This is a genomic window from Saccharopolyspora sp. NPDC002376 (assembly GCF_053593195.1).
The window spans coordinates 39822-59492 of sequence record NZ_JBSFBZ010000048.1; the positions used below are offsets into that span (position 1 = coordinate 39822).

Consider the following 19671-nt stretch of genomic DNA (forward strand, 5'->3'; position numbering starts at 1 on the left):
CTAAGTCTACTTTTGCACTGAGGAGGACTTTATGGACGTCCTGGTGGTCGGCGCGGGCCCGACCGGATTGGCGATCGCGCACGAGTTGGCGCTGGCCGGGACCCGAACTGCGGTCGTGGAGAAGCTGTCCGAACGCGTCGAGCAGACCAAGGGCGGAGCAGTCCAGCCCCGCACCGCCGAACTCCTGGACGCCCGCGGCTTGCTCGAACCGGTGCTGTCGCGTGCCCTGCCGCGCGCCGAGGTCGGAGGCCATTTCGCGGTACTGCCGGTGGAGCTGGACTGCACGCCGTGGAACACCCGGATCCCGTACCCGATCTCGATCCCGCAGTCGGAGTTCGAGGAAGTGCTGGAGGCCGCGGTCGTCGCGCAAGGCGTGCAGGTGCTGCGCGATCACCCGGTGACCAGCGTCGAGCCGGACGACACCGGGGTGTCCGTCGTCGCCGGCGGCGAACCGCTGCGCGCCCAGTACGTCGTCGCCTGCGATGGCGCGCACAGCACCGTGCGGAAGTTGCTCGGTATGCCTTTCCCCGGACGTCCCGGCACGTACCAGGCGGTGCTGGCGGAGATCCGGCTTGCCGCCGTCTCGGACTCGGTTCCCGTCACCGTCGGGCATTTCAGCACGATGACCGGGGAAGGCGGCGGTTTCTGGGGGATGCTCGTGCCGGTCGGCGGTGACCGATACCGGTTCACCTTCGGCAGCGCGGAAGGCCCCGCGTCGACCCCGGACGACGTGCAGCGCGCGCTGACCGCGATCTACGGTCCGGCGACGCGGCTCGCGGAAGTCCTGACGTCATCGCAGTTCAGCGACGCGACCCGGCAGGTGGAGCAGTACCGGTCCGGGCGCGTGCTGTTCGCGGGCGATGCCGCGCACATCCACTCGCCGCTCGGCGGTCAGGGCCTGAACCTGGGGGTGCAGGACGCGTTCAACCTCGGCTGGAAGCTCGCCGCGACCGTGGCCGGGTGGGCGCCCGAAGGTCTGCTCGACAGCTACCACGCCGAGCGGCATCCGGCGGGATCCCGCGTGCTGCACCACACTTCGGCCCAGCGGGTGCTGGCCGATCCGCGCGCGACCGACGACGTGGTGGCGTTGCGCGAGATCTTCACCGACCTGATGCGCCTGCCCGACACCAACCGCCACCTGGCGGGCATGATGTCCGGCCTGGACGCCGAAGGCAGGGTGCCCGACCTGGACTTGGTGACCGCCGACGGTCCGGTGCGGCTGGCTGAACTGCTGCGCTCCGGCCGCGGAGTGCTGCTGGACCTGACCGGATCGCTGGAGGTCCCCGAAGGCTGGGCGGATCGAGTCGACGTGGTGCGCGCGAAGTCGGAAGTGGACCACCCGGCACTGCTGTTCCGCCCGGACACCACCGCCTGCTGGTTCGGAGACGGGCCACTGGTCGACGTGCTCCACGAGCAGTTCGGCGCGCCCTGCACACGTTCGGACGTCGAGGAGGCTGGAAGCCGGATCCGGTGACCGCCCGGCTGTTGGACGCAGCGCGGCGACAAGCGAAGCTGTGGGAAGCAACTGCGGAGGAGGAGTTCCGTTCACGCAGCTCGCGCGCGTAAGCACACTCCCGCTCGGAGCTTGATGGCAAAAGCGGACAAATTCGATCAGGTTTTTGTTCGGTCAGAACAATGGGTGCGGCTCGTGGCTCGGCCATCCTCGGTGTGGAACGCCGGTGTCGAACACGGGAGGGCTGGTCATGGTCTGCGTAACCGCGCACGTCTGCTGTGATCGGCGTGTACCCGGCAACCTCCGGCCGATGCGATGCAGCTGCTCGCGGCGAGGGAAAACCACAGCCCGCTGAGCGCCCCGCCGATTTCGGCCCGAGGGAAACGCGCACCGGCCACCAGATCGGCCGAAGAGGCATTCCCGCACATCCGAACGCTGCGAGTCGAACGCGTCCGAACCGATCGAAACACGAGGTAACCATGACCACCGCTCAACCCCGCTGGCTGACCAGGGAAGCGCACGACCGGCTGCGCGCCGAGCTCGACGACCTGCTCGCTCGCCGCGCCGAGGGCAGTGGCGACGAGGCCGATCCGTTGACCGAGGAGGGGCAGCGGCGCATCCGCATCCGTGAGATCCAGGAGCTGCTGCGGGATGCGGTGGTCGGTGAAACCCCGCCGGACGACGGGGTCGCCGAACCCGGCATGGTCCTCACCGTCCGCTTCGACGACGGCGAAACCGAGACGTTCCTGCTCGGCGTGCGCGACGGTGCCGATGACGACCTCGACGTCTACTCGCCGGAGTCGCCCCTCGGTGCCGCGCTGTCCGGAGCCCGTCAGGGCGAAACGCGGACCTACGACGTCCCCAACGGCGGAACGGCAGAGGTGACGCTCGTGCGCGCGGTGCCCCACGGGCAACACCGCGGCTGAAGCGGTTCGGCGTGTACGCGGGCACGTTTTCGATCGCTGCCTACGACGTGGCTGCCGGCTGTGCAGGTGTTGCGATCAGCACCTGCATGCCGGCGATCGGATCGCTGGCCGTGCACGCGCACGCCGATTCCGGCACCGTCGCGACCCAAGCGCTGATCAACCCGCTGCTCGGGATCGACGGTTTGGAGCTGCTCCGGACTCACTCGGCCGAAGAGACGCTGAGCAAGCTCCTCGCTTCGGATCCGGGAGCGGAGTCGCGTCAGGTGATCGTCGTGGACCGGTGTGGTCGCGCTGCGGCCCACACCGGTCCGGAAACGCATCCGTGGCGCGGTCACCGGGTCGGGTCCGGTTACGCCGTCGCGGGGAACATGCTGGTGGACGCGCGAACGGTGGACGCCATGGCCGAGCAGTTCGAGGCCGCCGCGGGCGAGCCGCTGCACGAACGACTGCTCGCCTCGCTCGAAGCGGGCCAGCGAGCAGGCGGGGACCGGCGAGGCAAGCAGAGCGCTGCGCTGCACGTGAACAACGGCGCGCTGTACCCGTACCTCGACCTGCGGGTCGACGAGCACCCCGAACCGGTCGCCGAGCTGCGCCGGATCCACGAAGTTGCGAAACGGGAGCTGCTGCCGTTCGTGACAGCCCTGCCGACCAGGGAAAACCCGCTGGGCAGGTTCGACGAGCTGCTTGGCTGACTCACTCGGCGCCGGGGTGCTCCAGCAGGGCGTCGAGCACCACGCGCACCAGCGGATGCTCATCACGTCCACATTGGACAGCGGCGAAAACCTGCCGGGTGGGTGCCTTTCCGGCGACCGGGTGCGACACCGCGCCCAGATCGCCGGAGATCGCTGTGCGCGGCACCAGCGCCACCCCGGTACCCGCCGCCACCAGTGCCTCGACGGCGCGGAAGTCGTCCGAGGTGTGCGTGATGTTCGGGACGAAACCCGCGTTCTCGCAGCACACCTGGGCCACCGCCCGACACGGGTTGCCCGGCAGCGGCGCGATCCACTCCGCGTCGCGCAGCTCGCTCAACGCCACCTCCGGGGCGTCCGCGAGCGCGTGATCGCGGGGGAGCACGACGTCGAACGGCTCGGTGTAGAGCGGGAAGCGGATCACCCGGCGCGCGTCGGCCTGCAGCGTGGAGGTGTACTCCATCGAGATCGCGATGTCGATCTCCCCGGCCAGCAGCATCATCAGGCTGTTGTGCGCCTCGGCGTCGCGCACCAGCACTCGGACGTCCGGTGCGCGACCGCGCAGCGCCACGATCGCCGGGGCCACCACCTGCGTGATGGCCGACGCGAACGACGCCACCTCGACGGTGCCGACCGTGCCCTCCGCGCAGGCCGCCAGGCTCGCCTCGGCCCGCTCCAGCTCGGCCAGTACCGCCTTGGCGTGCTCCACCAGCAGCTCACCCGCGGCGGTCAACCGGACCCGCCGCCCCTGGCGCACCAGCAGCGGCTGCCCGACCTCGTTCTCCAACGCGGTGAGCTGCTGAGACACCGCCGACGGAGTCAGGTAGAGGCGCTCCGCCGCCGCGCGCACCGTGCCGTGGTCGGCGAGCGCGCGGAGGATCAGCAGCCGCCGCGGGTCAATCACACGTCGATGCTATCCATCCTGGCGCGGGCCGCGACGAACGCCGCAACCGCCCGCTCCACGTCCGCGGCGGAGTGCGCCGCCGACATCTGGGTGCGGATGCGGGCCTTGCCCTTGGGCACCACCGGGTAGGAGAACCCGATCACGTACACGCCCTCGGCCAGCAGCAGGTCCGCCATCCGGGCCGCCTCGGCCGCGTCGCCGATCATCACCGGGATGATCGGGTGTTCGCCGGGCAGCAGGTCGAAGCCCTCCTCGGTCATCCGCCGCCGGAACAGCTCGCTGTTGTCCCGCAGCCGCTGCCGCAGCTCCGGCTTCGAAGCCACCAGGTCCAGCGCGGCCAGCGACGCCGCCACGATCGACGGGGCCAGCGAGTTCGAGAACAGGTACGGCCGGGACCGCTGACGCAGCAGCTCCACGATCTCCGCCCGCCCGGACACGTAACCGCCGCTGGCGCCGCCCAGCGCCTTGCCCAGCGTGCCGGTCACGACGTCTACCTTGCCGGTCACCCCGAACAGCTCGGGCGTGCCAGCACCGGTCGGCCCGGTGAAGCCGACCGCGTGCGAATCGTCGACCACGACCAGCGCCTGGTACTTCTCGGCGAGCGCGCAGATCTCGTCCAGCGGCGCCAGGTAGCCGTCCATGGAGAACACGCCGTCGGTGACGATCAGCTTGCGCCGCGCGTCGGAGTTCTCCCGCAGCAGCCGCTCCAGGTCGGCCATGTCCCGGTTGCGGTAGCGGCCGCGGCGGGCCTTGCACAGCCGGATGCCGTCGATGATGCTCGCGTGGTTGAGCTCGTCGGAGATCACCGCGTCCCGCTCGTCGAGCAGCGTCTCGAACAGCCCGCCGTTGGCGTCGAAGCACGAGCTGTACAGGATCGTGTCATCGGTGCCCAGGAACTGCGAGAGCCGCCGCTCCAGCTCCTTGTGCGGGGCCTGCGTGCCGCAGATGAACCGCACTGAGGCCATCCCGAAACCCCACTTGGCAAGGGCCTGCTCGGCGGCGGCTAGCAGCGCGGGGTGGTCGGCCAGACCCAGGTAGTTGTTCGCGCAGAAGTTCAGCACCTCCGCGTCGGCGACACCCACCCGGGCGCTCTGCGGCGACTCCAGCACCCGCTCGTCCTTGTACAGGCCCGCGGCGCGGATCTCGTCCAGTTCGGCGCGCAGTCCGTCGGCGATCGTGTACATCAGGCGGAACCCTTCGCTGTCCAGTCGAGGATGATCTTGCCGCAGCGACCGCTGCGGGCCGTCTCGAACGCCTCGGCGTGCTCGGTGTACGGGAAGCGGTGCGTGATCACGGGGGACAGGTCCAGCCCGGACTCCAGCAGCACCGACATCGAGTACCAGGTCTCGAACATCTCGCGCCCGTAGATGCCCTTGACGGTGAGCATCTTCAGCACCACGGCGCTCCAGTCCACCGAGAACTCCTCGGCGGGCAGCCCGAGCATCGCGATCCGGCCGCCGTGCGACATGTTCTCCACGGTCTCCCGCAGCGCCGCCGGCTGGCCGGACACCTCCATCGCGACGTCGAAGCCCTCGCTCATGTCCAGCTGCTGCTGCGCGTCGGCGAGCCGGGTCTTGGACACGTCCACCGCGAGGTCGACGCCGATCCGCCGCGCCAGCTCCAGCCGGTGCTCGCTGACGTCGGTGATCACCACGTGCCGAGCGCCCGCGTGCTTGGCCACGCTGGCGGCCATCAGCCCGATCGGCCCGGCGCCGGTGATCAGCACGTCCTCGCCGACGACCGGGAAGCTCAGCGCGGTGTGCACGGCGTTGCCGAACGGGTCGAAGATCGCCGCCACATCGGGGTCGATCTCGCTGCGGTGCACCCATACGTTCTGCTCGGGCAGCACCGCGAACTCGGCGAACGCCCCGTCGTGGTGCACGCCGAGCCCCTTGGTGTGCGCGCACAGGTGCCGGCGGCCCGCCAGGCAGTTCCGGCACTTCCCGCACACGATGTGGCCCTCGCCGCTGACGAAGTCACCAACCGAGGCCCGGGTGACGGCGCTGCCGGTCGCAACGACTTCCCCGGCGAACTCGTGCCCGACCACCAGCGGCGTCGGCACGGTCCGGGCGGCCCACTCGTCCCACGACGCGATGTGCAGGTCGGTCCCGCAGATCCCGGTGCGCAGCACGCGCACCACCACGTCGTTTGGCCCCGGTGTCGGGTCGGGGACCTCGGCCAGCTCCAGGCCGGGCGCGGGCGAGGTCTTCACCAGTGCGCGCACGGTTCCTCCGCTCTCGATGTCTGCATCGAAACGGAGTCTGGCCCGACCAGCCCCAACCGTCCATCGCGAAGTTCTGCACTGCCTGGTTAGCCCCACTACACAGCAACCAGAAAGAGTGACGCCGCTACCGCCCGGTCGCGGCGATGCGGTCCTTCGCCACCTGCGGCAGGTGGCAGTCGGTGCCGCCGCTGAGGACCGTTCTCTTCCCGGTGCCAAATTCGTAGGTGGCGCCGAATTGGTCTTTGCCGACGACTTCGTGGTCTGCGGGGCGATCGACGATGGCACGTGAGGGTCCGAACCCGTATTCACGTGAGATGTCGTCGGCGATCTGCTGCGCCCGCGGCCACTGCTCGTCCGGGAGGTTGCCGTTCGCACTCCAAATCCCGAGCGTCTGAATCTCTCCGTCCGGGCTGTCGAAGTTGGCGCACCCGGCGTGGTTCAGGTCCTGGTTGTGGACCCACTGCAGCCAGGGGAACTCCGCAGACAGTGCGTCTCGCATCCGTCCCAGCATCTCGAGATACCGAGCGCTGGCCTCCTCGATGCTGGGGCGGCTCATCAACTCGGCGCGTTGTGTCGCCTCGTCGCCCTCGAATTTCGAAGTCACCGGGGTACCCCCACATCCAGTCATGGCAAAAGTAATGAATACGACAAGCGCCATGCCTTTTAAAAGTCTAATCGGCAATTTTCTGGTCACCCCTTGGCGTCCACGGCTCGTTCGGGAACTCCGCCAACTATCACGCCTACGTTGTATTGACTGGTGGTTCCGGCATCGAGGTAACCCGTTCCGTCGTTGCCCGTGTTGTGCCCGGTCGAGCGGACAAGGTGCTGCCCATCGGGCGAAACTGCGTCGTGCGTCGAGAGGTTGTCGACACCAGGCATGTTTGACGGATCGGAGCCAAACCTTCCGACGTCAGCAACGGGATCCCAGTCCGATTCCAGGTTGTACAGGTTCCCATCTGGAACGTTGATCATCGAATGATGGGGTGTACCCATGCCCGGCGAGCCCATGACGACGGCGTCGTCCACTCCCGTCCCGTCTTGCTGCAAGGCATAGCCGGTGGTGGTTGAACCGTAAGAGTGCCCCAAAGCGACGAGGTGCGGTTCGGTTGATCGAGATTCGTTGATCCCGCGGTAGAAATTCGCGAGATCCTCGGCGCCGTGCTTGGCTGGGTTGTCAGTCGCGACCGAGTCGGCTGGGTCCAGGGTTTCGGACAGCTGCGGAGCTTCGTATCCGATCCAGGTCACGGTGGCAACCTCGCCGCCATCGCCGTATCGAAGTGACTGGTGGGCGGCATCTTTCTGCAGCCTGGCCATCGCTGAGTCGTAGGGTTTAAGGCCGTCTTCCACCCTGCTTTCCAGGCCGGGGGTGAAGACCGCTACGTGGCTGGCCGTGTCCACGTTGCCGGTCGCTACTGCTGCTTTCATGCGTTCGCCGGAGCTGTCCATGACCAAGAGCTGTCGCTTGTCATGCTCTGGGCCGAGGACTTTCTCGATTTCGTCCAAGGACTGCAGCTTGGCATCGACTCGATCGAGTTCTGCTTGGTCGAGTGACCTGTTGAACCTGCCGCCGGGGCCGGGGTATGGCTTGTCCATTTTCGATCGAAGGCGGTCCGCTTGAGCTTGGAGCATCATGCGCTCGTCGTCGAGGCGGTTGACGTTGGCGGTGTGCCGGATCGTAGCCGGGATGCCGTCCATGTTGCCCAGCCATGCTGGTGGTGCCTCCGCCATTGCCGCTCGTGTTTCGGCAGGTAGGGAGTTCCACCACCGCGCATTTTCGGCCGGAGTCCCTGGCGGGGGTGGTTCGACCGTCTCGGCGAGGCCGCGCGCGTCTCCGAGGGCCGCTGCGTCCGCGAGCGATCCGTTCTCGTTGGTTTCCATCATGTTCAGGTCTGCGTCCCGCAGGACCTTGGTCAGTTCGGCGTCTGCGTCGTCGGCCTGGGTCAGCAGGCGTTTGACGCGGTCCACCAGGTCGGGCCGGATCTGCTCCATCCGGTAGCGGTCTTCGTCGTCGAGTCGGCTGCCGGGGCCGCCGACCACCACGTGCTCCAAGTCTTCGATCCGACCGTCGTCGCAGATGTGGAAGCGGTAGGAACTCGCCAGGGAGTCGGCCTCGGCCAGCTGCCGCTGCACCGCCTGGACCTCGTCCACGTTCTCGATGAGGGCACGGCGCACTGCTGCCACCTCGACCACGAGCTCTCGCAGCTTCTCGCCAAGGTCGCGATGCCGGTCCTCGGCAGCCTGGGCCGCGTCGCCTTGCCAATCCGCTGGCTTGCCGGACTCGGCGAGTTCGTCGTCCAGCCGCACCAGGCGATCTTCTTCGCGTTTCAGATCGTCGATCGCTTCGTCGAGCAGGGCCGGCTTCCACTGGCGGATGTTCGCGATGGTCGTCATCACGCACCACCCGCAGCCTTGATGTCCGACGCGGCATCCTGATCTGTCGCCTCGTACGTGTCGGCGCTCCGGATCAGGGCTTCGGCGTGTGTTGTACCGGAACGACACCAGCGCTTCACGCTGTCCATCCAGCTGCGGCTGGTGCTCGATGCCGCCGGGGCAGCCGTTGAGCCGGGCAAAGCCTGGCTGATCTTTTCCCCCACGGCACAGAGCTTCGATTCCCCGGCTTGTTCAACCGCCGAGAGCGTTGCGTCCGAAGCCTTCCGAAGCTCCCCGATAAGAACCTGATAGGTCATTCGTCCTCCCCAAGCGGGGGACCCTATCAATGCTCGACGCCCAGTTCGCTCGTTTCGGGGGCAAGTCGCGCGAACGCCCGCGCGGACGGGGACGGGGTCCCGTTGCCAGCTGGCTGGCTGGTTCGCGCGGGCGTTCGGGGTGCCGAGTGGGGTTACTCGTCGTCGGCGTCGTCTCGGGCGAGGAATGTGGCCAGGCGTTCCGTGGCGTCCTCGAAGTCCGGGTTCTGGTCGACGAAGGCGCGCATCCGGTCGGCCACCCAGGACAGGGTGACCGAGTCGTCACCGCGACGGTCCTCAAGCTCCTCGATGCCGCGGTCGGTGAAGTACACCGCTTCCTCCTAGGGGGTTTTCGCTTTCTGGCGCGTGGAATCAGTGCGACCAGAACAGCAGGGTACGAAACGTCTTGCCGGGGCGGTGAAGCGGAACCGCATCATCGTCCTGAAGTGCGAAAACGGGCCGCCGGTTCCGGGTGGAACCGACGGCCCGCTTCAGCCGATCAGATCAGGCGAACGCGGTGCGCACGATCTCGGCCTGCTCGACCTCGTGGACCTTGGCCATACCGGTGGCCGGGGCGGCCATCGGACGGCGCGAGACCCGCTTGAGCTTGCCGACCAGCTGCGGGAACAGCTCCGGCAGCGCCAGGCCCAGGAACGGCCAGGCACCCTGGTTGGCGGGCTCCTCCTGGGTCCAGCGGACCTCGGTGGCGTTCGGGTAGCGCTCCAGCAGCGCGCCCAGCTTCCGGTGCGGCAGCGGGTACAGCTGCTCGAGCCGGACGACCGCAGTGTCGGTGATGCCCTCCTTCTCGCGGTGCGCGGCCAGCTCGTAGTAGAGCTTGCCGGTGCACATCACGATCTTGCGGACATCGGCCGGGTTCGGCTGCGTCGGGTCGTCGATCACCGAGGTGAACTTGCCCTCGGTGAAGTCCTCGACCGGGCTGGTCGCGGCCTTCAGGCGGAGCATCGACTTCGGCGTGAACACCACCAGCGGACGCTGGATGCCGTCCAGCGCGTGGCGCCGCAGCAGGTGGAAGTAGTTCGCCGGGGTCGACGGCAGCGCGACCGTCATCGAACCCTCGGCGCACAGCTGCAGCCAGCGCTCGATGCGACCCGAGGTGTGGTCCGGGCCCTGGCCCTCGTGGCCGTGCGGCAGCAGCATGACCACGTCGGAGCGCTGGCCCCACTTGGCCTCACCGGACGAGATGAACTCGTCGATGATCGACTGGGCGCCGTTGAAGAAGTCGCCGAACTGCGCCTCCCACAGCACCAGTGCCTCGGGGTTGGCCACCGAGTAGCCGTACTCGAAGCCCAGCGCCGCGAACTCCGACAGCGCCGAGTCGTAGACCAGGAACTTCGCCTGGTCGTCCGACAGGTTCTGCAGCGGGGTGTACTCGTTGTCGCTCTTGCGGTCGATCAGCACCGAGTGGCGCTGGCCGAACGTGCCGCGGCGGCTGTCCTGACCGGTCAGGCGGACCCCGCGGCCCTCCATCACCAGCGAACCGAACGCCAGCAGCTCACCGAACGCCCAGTCGATGCCGCCCTCGCGACCCATCTTGGCGCGGCGCTCGAGCACCGGCTTGACCCGCGGGTGCGGGGTGAAGCCCTCGGGCAGGTTGATCTGCGCCTCGGAGATGCGCTCCAAGGTCTCCTTGGAGATCTTGGTCGCCAGGCCGCGCGGCACCTTCTGCTCGGACTCCACCGACGGGCTCGGCTCCGGCGGGTGCTTCTCCAGCTCGCGGACCTCGTTGAACACGTGCTCCAGCTGAGCCGCGTAGTCCTTGAGCGCCTTCTCGGCCTCTTCGACGGTCATGTCGCCGCGGCCGATCAGGGATTCGGTGTAGACCTTGCGGACGCTGCGCATCTTGTCGATGGCGTCGTACATCTTCGGCTGGGTCATGGACGGGTCGTCGCCCTCGTTGTGACCGCGGCGTCGGTAGCAGACCATGTCGATCACGACGTCCTTGCCGAACGCCTGGCGGTACTCCACGGCCAGCTTCGCGACCCAGACGCAGGCCTCGGGGTCGTCGCCGTTGACGTGGAACACCGGCGCACCGATCATCTTCGCCACGTCGGTGCAGTACTTGCTGGAGCGGGAGTGCTCCGGCGCAGTGGTGTAGCCGACCTGGTTGTTGACGATCACGTGCACCGTGCCGCCGGTGCGGTAGCCCCGCAGCAGCGACAAGTTCAGCGTCTCGGCCACCACGCCCTGACCGGCGAAGGCGGCGTCGCCGTGCAGCAGCACCGGCAGGACGGTGAAGCCCTCCTGGCCCTTGTCCAGGATGTCCTGCTTGGCGCGGACGATGCCCTCCAGCACCGGGTCCACGGCCTCCAGGTGCGACGGGTTGGAGGTCAGCGACACCTTGGTCTCGCCGTCGCCGAACATCCGGAAGTACTTGCCCTCGGCACCCAGGTGGTACTTGACGTCACCGGAGCCGTGCGCCTGACCCGGGTCGAGGTTGCCCTCGAACTCCCGGAAGATCTGCGAGATCGGCTTGCCGACGATGTTGGCCAGCACGTTGAGCCGACCGCGGTGCGGCATGCCGATGACGACCTCGTCGAGGTCGTGCGCCGCGGAGGTGTCGAGCACCGCGTCCAGCAGCGGCACGACGGTCTCCGCGCCCTCCAGCGAGAAGCGCTTCTGGCCGACGTACTTGGTCTGCAGGAAGGTCTCGAACGCCTCGGCCGCGTTGAGCTTCGACAGGATGTACTTCTGCTCGGTCGGCTCCGGCTTGGTGTGCTTCTTCTCGACCCGCTGCTGCAGCCACTCGCGCTCGTCGGGCTCCAGGATGTGCATGTACTCCACGCCGACGGTGCGGCAGTAGGAGTCGCGCAGCACGCCGAGCACGTCGCGCAGCGGCATGTGCTCCTTGCCGGCGAACCCGCCGACGGCGAACTCCCGGTCCAGGTCCCACAGCGTCAGGCTGTGCGACAGGACGTCGAGGTCCTCGTGCCGCCGCTGCCGGTAGTTCAGCGGGTCGATGTCGGCCATCAGGTGACCGCGGGTGCGGTAGGCGTCGATCAGCTCGAGCACCCGGGCGGTCTTGTCGACCGCGCCCTCCGGGATGTCCTTCGTCCAGCGCACCGGCTCGTACGGGATGCGCAGCGAGGCGAAGATGTCGTCGAAGAAGCCGTCCTCGCCCAGCAGCAGCTGGTGGACGCGGCGCAGGAAGTCGCCGGACTCGGCGCCCTGGATGACCCGGTGGTCGTAGGTCGAGGTCAGCGTCACGATCTTGCTGACGCCCATGTCGACCAGGGCCTTCTCGCTGGCGCCCTGGAACTCGGCCGGGTAGTCCATCGCCCCGACGCCGATGATCGCGCTCTGGCCCTTGGTCAGCCGCGGCACCGAGTGGTTGGTGCCCGACGGACCCGGGTTGGTCAGCGAGATGGTGGTGCCGGCGAAGTCGTCCGCGGTCAGCGCGTTGGCACGGGCCTTGCGGATGATGTCCTCGTAGGCCTGCCAGAACTGGTGGAACGTCATGTCCTCGCAGCCCTTGATGGAGGCGACCACGAGGTTGCGGGAACCGTCCTTGGCCGGCAGGTCGATCGCCAGGCCCAGGTTGATGTGCTCCGGCGTGACGGCCGCGGGCTTGCCCTTGGCGTCCTCGCCGTAGTGGCGGTTCATGTTCGGGAAGTCCCGGACCGCACGGATCAGCGCGTAGCCGATCAGGTGCGTGAAGGAGACCTTGCCGCCCTTGTTCCGCTTGAGGTGGTTGTTGATGACGATGCGGTTGTCGAACAGCAGCTTCGCCGGTACCGCGCGCACGCTCGTGGCGGTCGGCACGGTCAGCGACTGGTCCATGTTCTTGGCGATCGCAGCCGCGGCACCGCGCAGCGTCTTGACCTCTTCACCGGCCTGCGGCTGCTTGACCGGGGCGGCCTTGGCGGCCTGCTGCGGGGAAGGCTTGGGAGCGGCGGCGGGCTTGGCCGCCACCGGAGCGGCAGTCGCGGCGGGCGGCGGGACCTGACCGTTGGTCTCGCCGGCGCGCGTCGCGGTCACCGTGGTGGTCGGGGCCGCTGCAGCGGCGGCGGCAGCAGCGGTGTTGTCGGTGGCTGCCTGGCCCGGCTTGTAGTCGGCGAAGAATTCGTGCCACGCCGAGTCTACTGAAGTGGGATCTTGGAGGTACTGCTCGTACATCTCTTCGATCAACCACTCGTTGGGGCCGAACTGTGACGCAGGGCTGCTGGACACGGCTCGCGTTCGCCTCAATCCATATGCTCGTGATTTACAGACACACTCGGGTACCAGGCTAGCGGTCCGATTCGCGAGGTTGGCACACAGGACGGCCGTTCGGCTGACGAGCTCTGTCACAAAATCGATCAGGAAAGCCCAGCTTGCGCCGGGATCGACCCGGTTGGCTCACGTGAACGATCAACGGCCGCACCCTAGCTGCCTCACTTGCGGTTCAGCATCGCTTGCTAGTACTCCATCTGGGTTGTCGCCCGCAACCAGTATGACGTTTCAACGACACGCCGTGTTCCCGGGCTGTGACCGACTCTCCCGAATCCCAGACAGCATCACATCAAGCGCCTCACCAGCACCAATGCGGTCATCTCCGAGTGTCCACCCCACTGCGGAGCGTGTCCGGTTCCTCTCTTTGGTCTTCTTTGTCTTTGAAGCGCCGGAGGCGTTCAGCCCGCCCTCCGGAGACGGGCTCTTAGGCGATGTTGGAGGTTTGGGCGCTGGGGTCCGCTGCTCGCCAGAGGCGTGCGTAGTGGCTGCCTTCGGCGAGGAGCTCGGCATGGGGGCCTTGCTCGACGATCCGGCCGTCGTCGACGACCACGATGCGGTCCGCGCGGGCCGCCGTTGCCAGCCGGTGCGCGACGACGAACGTGGTGCGCTGCGCCGCCAGCTGGTCGCTGGCCGCGATCACCATCGACTCGGTGGCCGGGTCCAGCGCCGCGGTGGCCTCGTCGAGCAGCAGTACGTCGGGATCGACCAGCTCGGCGCGGGCCAGCGCGACCAGCTGCCGCTGACCGGCGGACAGGCCGCGGCCGCGCTCGCCGACCTGCTGGCGGAACCCGCTGTTCAGCATCGCGATCCCCGGCAGCGCACCGACGGCCCGCGCCGCGCCCTCCACCTCGACGGGCTCGGCGCCCGGGCGCGCGTAGGCGATGTTGTCCGCGACGTCGCCGGTGAACAGGTGCCCCTCCTGCGGCACCACCGCCAGCCGCTGGTGGAACGCCGCCAGGTCGTAGTGGCGGACGTCCACCCCGTCGATCAGCACCGCGCCGTCGGTGACGTCGTAGAACCGGGCGATCAGCTTGATCAGCGTCGACTTGCCCGCGCCGGTGGCGCCGACCAGCGCGACGGTCTCGCCGGGGCGCACCCGCAGCGACACGTCGCGCAGCGCGTACTGCTCGGTGCCGGGGTAGCGGAACGACACCGACCGCAGCTCGACCTCGCCGCCGAACCGCTCGGGCACCGGCGCCGGGTCGTCCGGCGCGGGCACCGAGGTCGGCGTGCGCAGCAGGTCACCGATGCGCCGCAACCCGACCATGGCCTGCTGGTAGCCGTCGAAGACGCCGGACAGCTGCTGCACCGGGGAGAAGAACAACCCGAGGTAGAGCAGGAACGCGACCAGCACGCCCGGCGTCAGGTCACCGGAAGCGACGCGCGCGGCGCCTACGCCGAGCACCGCGGCCTGGGCGATCTCGGACAGCAGCGCGACGAACGGGAAGTACGTGGCGATGTAGCGCTGGGCGCGCAGCCGCGAACGGCGGTAGGCGTCGCTGCGCTGCGCGAACACCTTCGCCGCGTGCCTCTCGCGCCGGTGCGCCTGCGCCACCCGCATGCCCGAGACGTTCTCCTGCAGGTCGGCGTTGACCGTGCTGACCCGCTCGCGCGCTTCGGCGTAGGCGATCGAGGAGACCCGGCGGAAGATCGCCGTCGCCACCAGCAGCACCGGCAGCACGGCCATCGCGACCAGGGCCAGCGACACGTCGGTGATCAGCAGCGCACCGGCGATGCCGAACAGGGTGAGCACGCTGACCACGAACGTCGCCAGGCCGGTCTGCAGGAACGTCGACAGGGCGTCGACGTCGGTGGTCATCCGGGTCATGATCCGGCCGGCGAGCTCGCGCTCGTAGTAGTCCAGGCCGAGCCGCTGCAGATGCGCGAAGCTGCGCAATCGCAGCAGGTAGAGCAGTGTTTCGCCGGTCCTGGCGGTGACGACGGTCTGCAGCTTGACCACCACCCAGCCGAAGCCGACGATCACCGCGGCCAGCGCGGTCGCCCACCACAGGACGTCGACGTTCCCGGTGCCGACACCGCCGTCGACGCCCTGGCGCACCAGGGACGGCAGTGCGATCGAGGTCAGCGCGTCGCCGGTGACCAGCAGCACGGTCACCAGCAGGCCCCAGCGGATCGGTCGCAGCAGCCGGGACAGCTTGAAGTCGGGGTCGGGCGCGGTCGGGTCCTCACCGCGCAGGTGCGGTTCGTCGGTCGTCGGCGGCAGCTTCCGGATGCCTTCGACCAGCTCCGGCGTCGGCGGCATCGCCGTGCCGGCCATGCCGCGCGAACCCGCCATCGGAGCGGCGGCGAGGGGTTCGGGCTCCTCCGGCTCCGGCCACAGCTCGGGGGTGATGTCGGAGTCGTTCGGGGTGAGGGCGCTGCGGCGGTTGTCGATGGACTCGCCGGGCCCGGCCAGCAGCGACCGGAACAGCTCGCAGCGCTGCGACAGCTCCTCCTCGGTGCCGACGTCGACCACCCGGCCCTCGTCCAACACGGCGATCCTGTCGGCTAGCGCGAGCGTCGAGCGGCGGTGCGCGATCAGCAGCGTCGTGCGCTGGGCGGTCACCGAGCTCAGGGTGTCGTGGATCGCCGCTTCGGTCGCCGGGTCGACGGCCGAGGTGGCGTCGTCGAGCACCAGGATCCGCGGGTTCGACAGCAGCGCCCGCGCGAGCGCCACCCGCTGGCGCTGCCCGCCGGACAGGGTGAGGCCGCGCTCGCCTACCTCGGTGTCGTAGCCGTGGGGGAGCGAGCTGATGAACTCGTGCGCCTCGGCGGCCTTGGCCGCTGCGATCACGTCGGCTTCCGAGGCGTCCGGACGGCCGTAGGCGATGTTGCCGCGGATGCTTTCGGAGAACAGGAACGCTTCCTCGAACACCACGCCCACCGCGCTGCGCAGCGAGTCCAACCGCAGGTCGCGGATGTCGTGCGCGGCCGCGCCGTCGGAGGCGGGCCGGATCGCGACGCTGCCCGAGTGCACGTCGTAGAAGCGCGGCAGCAGCAGCGAAACCGTCGACTTGCCCGAGCCCGCCGGGCCCACCAGCGCCACCGTCTCACCCGGCCGGACCAGCAGCGATGCCTCCGACAGCACCGGTTGATCGCGGGTGTAGCCGAAGGTCACGTCGTCGAACCGGACTTCCAGCGGGCCCTCCGGCAGCCGCACCGCGTCCGGCTTCTCCTGCACCTCGGGCTGAGAGTCGATCAGCTCGTTGATCCGCTCGACACCGGCGCGGGCCAGCTGCGCCTGGATCACCACGCTGGACAACATCCGGGCCGGTCCGGACAACATCGCCACGTATGCGGCGAAGGCCACGAACGTGCCCAGGCTGACCTGCTCGTGCAGCACCATCCAGCCGCCGAGCCCCAGCACCCCGACCTGCCCGGCCGAGGGCAGCGCAGCCAGGCTCGCCGCCGGTGTGGACGTCATGCGCGCGGCGCGCAGCCGCTCGCCGAACAGCCGCCGCGCCCGGGTCCGAAGCCGCCCGACCTCGCGCTCCTCCTGTCCGAAGCCCTTGACCACCCGAACGCCGGTGACGGTTTCCTCGACGTGCTGGGCGATGTCGGCGGCGCGCTGCTGCGCCGACCAGGTCGCCGGGAACAACCGCTTCTTGCTGCGCGCGGTGACCACCGCGATCAGCGGTGCGACGACCAGCGAAACCACGGTGAGCAGCGGCGACAGCCACAGCATGGCGATGATCGCGAACAGCGCCAGCATCGCGGTCCCGGCCGCCAGCGGCAGCATCGCCAGCAGCGAGTTCACCAGCTGCAGGTCGCTGATTGACCGCGACACCACCTGCCCGGTGCGCAACGCGTCCTGCTTGCCGCCGTCCAGCCGCTGCATCGCGGCGAACACCGCGCGGCGCATGTCGTGCTGCACGTCCAGCGCCAACCGCCCCGCGCTGTAGCGGCGCACGAACGCCGCGCCGAAGCGGAACACGCCGAGCACCAGCAGCGCGACCACGACCCACCACAGCCGGTCGGTGGTGCGCGCGACGGCATCGTCCACCGCCACCTTGGTCAGCAGCGGAACCAGGGCCTCCAAGCCGACCGCTGTGACCGACGCGCCCATCGCCAAGGAGAGGGCGACCGGGTGCCGTCGACAAGCGGCGAAGAGGCGACGGATCCAACCACCAGATGACGGGGGATTGCCGGAGTCGCTCACCTTGCCAGATTAGGACGCGCCACTGACCGTGCAGCACGCCCGAACCTCGGGTGTGACCCCGCCAACCGGCGGATCAAGCGCTCTGAACGTGTCTGACGAACTCGTTGTGCGTGGCGGTGCGGGTAGCGGAACCTCAGACGCAGCCTGGACTGCGGGTGCCCAACTTGATGTATGGCCAATACACGGCAGTGGGGCCGTCCTCGCCAAGAGCCCAAGTCGGGCGGGCACAGTCTGAGAACCCGCGGCGGTGCCAGCGCCGAGGGTGGGCTATGCGCCTGGGGCGCATCAAAGCAAAAGATCGAAAACCAGGATCGAAGACAGGCTCTCAGGCGATGTCTCGGCGCTGGTTCGCCCACCAGCCGCCGGCGACGAACAGCGCCGTGTAGCCCAGGAACGTGAGCAGGCTCGCCCACCACGCGTGGCCGTAGTTGCCGCCGAAGATCAGGTGCAGGGCGTCGAAGGCCACCTTCGGCACCTCGGGCTCGTTCGGCCCGGCCACCGCCGCGACGAACAGCGGAACCGCGAGGTTGGACACGATCCCGTTGCCGGCCGACCCCGGCAGGTACGGGCCGATGCCGGAGACGTTGGAGCCCGCCAGCGCCACCGAGATGATGAACTCGATGACGAACTTGTAGGCCAGCGGCAGGATGATCGCCAGCACGGCGTTCGAGACGAGCGCGCCGAACCCGACGCCGACCAGCGTCCACAGCGTCATCGACAGGACGCTGGCGCCGCCGACGCTCAACCAGTCGGCGATGTCGCCGAAGTTCCCGATGTCCTGAACCGCGCCGATCAGCCCGCCGAGGCTCGCGCACAGCGCGTTGACCAGCCCGTACCCCGCGCCGATGGCCGCAGCCGAGATCAGCTTCGCGGCGAGCACGGCGCCGCGCGGGTTGCTGGTCAGGAAGCTGGTCGTGATGGTCTTGTTCCGGTACTCCCCGGAGATCGACAGCGCCCCGAACAGCATGCCGAAGATGGTGCTGAAGTTCGCCGACGTGGTCACCGACAGCAGCGCCAGCGGCACCGGCCGGTCCAGCGGACCGAAGCTGTTGATGATCGAGACGAAGGCGGTGCCCATCCACCCGGCGCCGAAGCCGATCAGCGCCACCGGGATGAGCAGCGCCCACCACAGGTTGGTCGTGAAGATCTTCCGGAACTCCGCCTTGATCAGCGCGCCCATCACACGCTCCCCCCAAGTCCGCGCTGGTCACCGTGCTGCGCCGGTCGTGCCCACACTTCAGCACCGGGTCCGGCCTGCGGGACACCGGTGTACTGACCGCTGGTGAGCTGGAAGAACAGCTGCTCCAGACCGATCCGCTCGTCCTGCATGCCGTAGAGCGCGATCCCGGCGGCCAGCGCGAGGTCGGCCACCTTGCGGGAATCCGCGCCCAGCACGGCCAGTCGGCCGTCCGGCAGGAACTCGACCCGGTACCCGGACTCCTGCAGCTTGGCAGCCAGCGCACCCGGGTCCGCGGCCTGCACCAGCGCGCGGGACTGCTGGGCGGAGCGCAGCTGGTCGATGCTGCCGTCGTAGACGCAGCGGCCCTGGCTGATCACCACCAGCTGGTCGACGGTGTGCTCGATCTCCCGCAGGAAGTGGCTGGACATGAGCACGGTGCGACCGCTGGCAGCGAAGGCCTTCAGGAAGTTGCGCAGCCAGGCGATGCCCTCCGGGTCCAGCCCATTGGCCGGTTCGTCCAGCACGAGCACCTGCGGATCGCCCAGCAGCGCCGTGGCCAGCGATAACCGCTGCCGCATGCCGAGCGAGAACCCGCTTGGCTTGCGCTTGGCAGCAGGCGCCAGCCCGACCAGCTCGAGCGCCCGATCGGCCTGCTCGTCCGGCACGTTCATCGCCGCCGCGTAGCAGCGCAGGTGGTTCTGCGCGGTGCGGCCCGGGTGGAAGCTCTGCGCGTCGAGGACGGCGCCGATCACCGAAGCGGGGTTCGGAAGCTGGTGGAACGTCAGGCCGTTGATCGTGGCGGTGCCCGAGGAGGGCGTGACCAAGCCGAGGATCATGCGCAGCGTCGTGGTCTTCCCGGACCCGTTGGGCCCGAGGAACCCGGTAACCGTGCCTGGCCGCACCGCGAAGTCAAGGTCCTGGACCGCGCTCACCGGTCCGTAGCGCTTGCTGAGACCTTGCACGATGATCCGGCCGCTGCCGTCGTGCACACGCCCTCCAACATCACCTGTTCACTGGATCGCCGCCCATCCTGCCGGACGAACCGAGGTGTATGTGCGAAGTGGGTGTTTTCCAGCCCAGCTCACAGACAGGCACTAAGAGACTGTTGGGTAACTGGGTGGTTGCGCTGCGATGCTGGTTTCGGTGGTGAGGCGGCGGGCGGTGTGGCGTCCGGTGGCGTTGGACCACTGGATGTTCCGGCCGGCGAGGCGGGTGGCCATGA

General features: G+C 68.8%; 14 protein-coding genes. 3 read left to right on the forward strand and 11 right to left on the reverse strand.

What is annotated here, in order from left to right; all coding sequences use genetic code 11:
- The first annotated feature begins 31 nt into the window (after positions 1-31).
- The 3 genes from ACWCO2_RS27060 to ACWCO2_RS27070 all read left to right on the forward strand — a co-directional run bounded on the left by ACWCO2_RS27060 (position 32) and on the right by ACWCO2_RS27070 (position 3071).
- Positions 32-1474: an FAD-dependent monooxygenase gene (locus tag ACWCO2_RS27060; RefSeq protein WP_450130585.1), complete on the forward strand. Its 1443-nt coding sequence runs from the start codon at positions 32-34 to the stop codon at positions 1472-1474.
- 458 nt (positions 1475-1932) lie between these two features.
- A complete protein-coding gene (locus ACWCO2_RS27065) occupies positions 1933-2379 on the forward strand; it encodes a GreA/GreB family elongation factor (protein ID WP_450130586.1) in 447 nt (148 codons plus the stop codon).
- A gap of 11 nt (positions 2380-2390) precedes the next feature.
- Positions 2391-3071: a DUF1028 domain-containing protein gene (locus ACWCO2_RS27070; protein WP_450130587.1), complete on the forward strand. Its 681-nt coding sequence runs from the start codon at positions 2391-2393 to the stop codon at positions 3069-3071.
- 1 nt (position 3072) lies between these two features.
- On the opposite strand, the gene ACWCO2_RS27075 is transcribed toward ACWCO2_RS27070, so the two are convergent.
- The 11 genes from ACWCO2_RS27075 to ACWCO2_RS27125 all read right to left on the reverse strand — a co-directional run bounded on the left by ACWCO2_RS27075 (position 3073) and on the right by ACWCO2_RS27125 (position 19438).
- Positions 3073-3972 carry a LysR family transcriptional regulator gene (locus ACWCO2_RS27075; protein ID WP_450130588.1) on the reverse strand — a complete coding sequence of 300 codons (900 nt, stop codon included), beginning with the start codon at positions 3970-3972 and terminating at the stop codon, positions 3073-3075.
- A complete protein-coding gene (locus tag ACWCO2_RS27080) occupies positions 3969-5156 on the reverse strand; it encodes a glycine C-acetyltransferase (protein WP_450130589.1) in 1188 nt (395 codons plus the stop codon). Before ACWCO2_RS27080 ends, ACWCO2_RS27075 begins: the two co-directional genes overlap by 4 nt.
- Positions 5156-6196, reverse strand: coding sequence for an L-threonine 3-dehydrogenase (gene tdh, locus ACWCO2_RS27085; RefSeq protein WP_450130590.1), 1041 nt, complete (start codon positions 6194-6196; stop codon positions 5156-5158). The genes ACWCO2_RS27080 and tdh overlap by 1 nt, the downstream gene beginning before the upstream one ends.
- Positions 6197-6320: 124 nt before the next feature.
- A complete protein-coding gene (locus ACWCO2_RS27090; protein ID WP_450130591.1) occupies positions 6321-6854 on the reverse strand; it encodes an LppA family lipoprotein in 534 nt (177 codons plus the stop codon).
- A gap of 32 nt (positions 6855-6886) precedes the next feature.
- Positions 6887-8587, reverse strand: coding sequence for an alpha/beta hydrolase (locus tag ACWCO2_RS27095; RefSeq protein ID WP_450130592.1), 1701 nt, complete (start codon positions 8585-8587; stop codon positions 6887-6889).
- Complete coding sequence (locus ACWCO2_RS27100; protein ID WP_450130593.1) at positions 8587-8883, reverse strand: hypothetical protein; 297 nt, start codon at positions 8881-8883, stop codon at positions 8587-8589. The genes ACWCO2_RS27095 and ACWCO2_RS27100 overlap by 1 nt, the downstream gene beginning before the upstream one ends.
- A 152-nt stretch (positions 8884-9035) precedes the next feature.
- Positions 9036-9212 carry a DUF6104 family protein gene (locus ACWCO2_RS27105; protein WP_270949096.1) on the reverse strand — a complete coding sequence of 59 codons (177 nt, stop codon included), beginning with the start codon at positions 9210-9212 and terminating at the stop codon, positions 9036-9038.
- Positions 9213-9384: 172 nt separating this feature from the next.
- Positions 9385-13014, reverse strand: a complete 3630-nt coding sequence (locus ACWCO2_RS27110; protein ID WP_450130598.1) for a multifunctional oxoglutarate decarboxylase/oxoglutarate dehydrogenase thiamine pyrophosphate-binding subunit/dihydrolipoyllysine-residue succinyltransferase subunit — start codon at positions 13012-13014, stop codon at positions 9385-9387.
- A 520-nt stretch (positions 13015-13534) separates the two neighbouring features.
- Complete coding sequence (locus ACWCO2_RS27115) at positions 13535-17269, reverse strand: ABC transporter ATP-binding protein (RefSeq protein WP_450130594.1); 3735 nt, start codon at positions 17267-17269, stop codon at positions 13535-13537.
- A gap of 325 nt (positions 17270-17594) precedes the next feature.
- A complete protein-coding gene (locus ACWCO2_RS27120) occupies positions 17595-18449 on the reverse strand; it encodes an ABC transporter permease (RefSeq protein ID WP_450130595.1) in 855 nt (284 codons plus the stop codon).
- Entirely contained in the window at positions 18449-19438 is a 990-nt protein-coding gene (locus ACWCO2_RS27125; RefSeq protein ID WP_450130596.1) for an ABC transporter ATP-binding protein, read from the reverse strand. The genes ACWCO2_RS27120 and ACWCO2_RS27125 overlap by 1 nt, the downstream gene beginning before the upstream one ends.
- Positions 19439-19671: the final 233 nt, after the last annotated feature.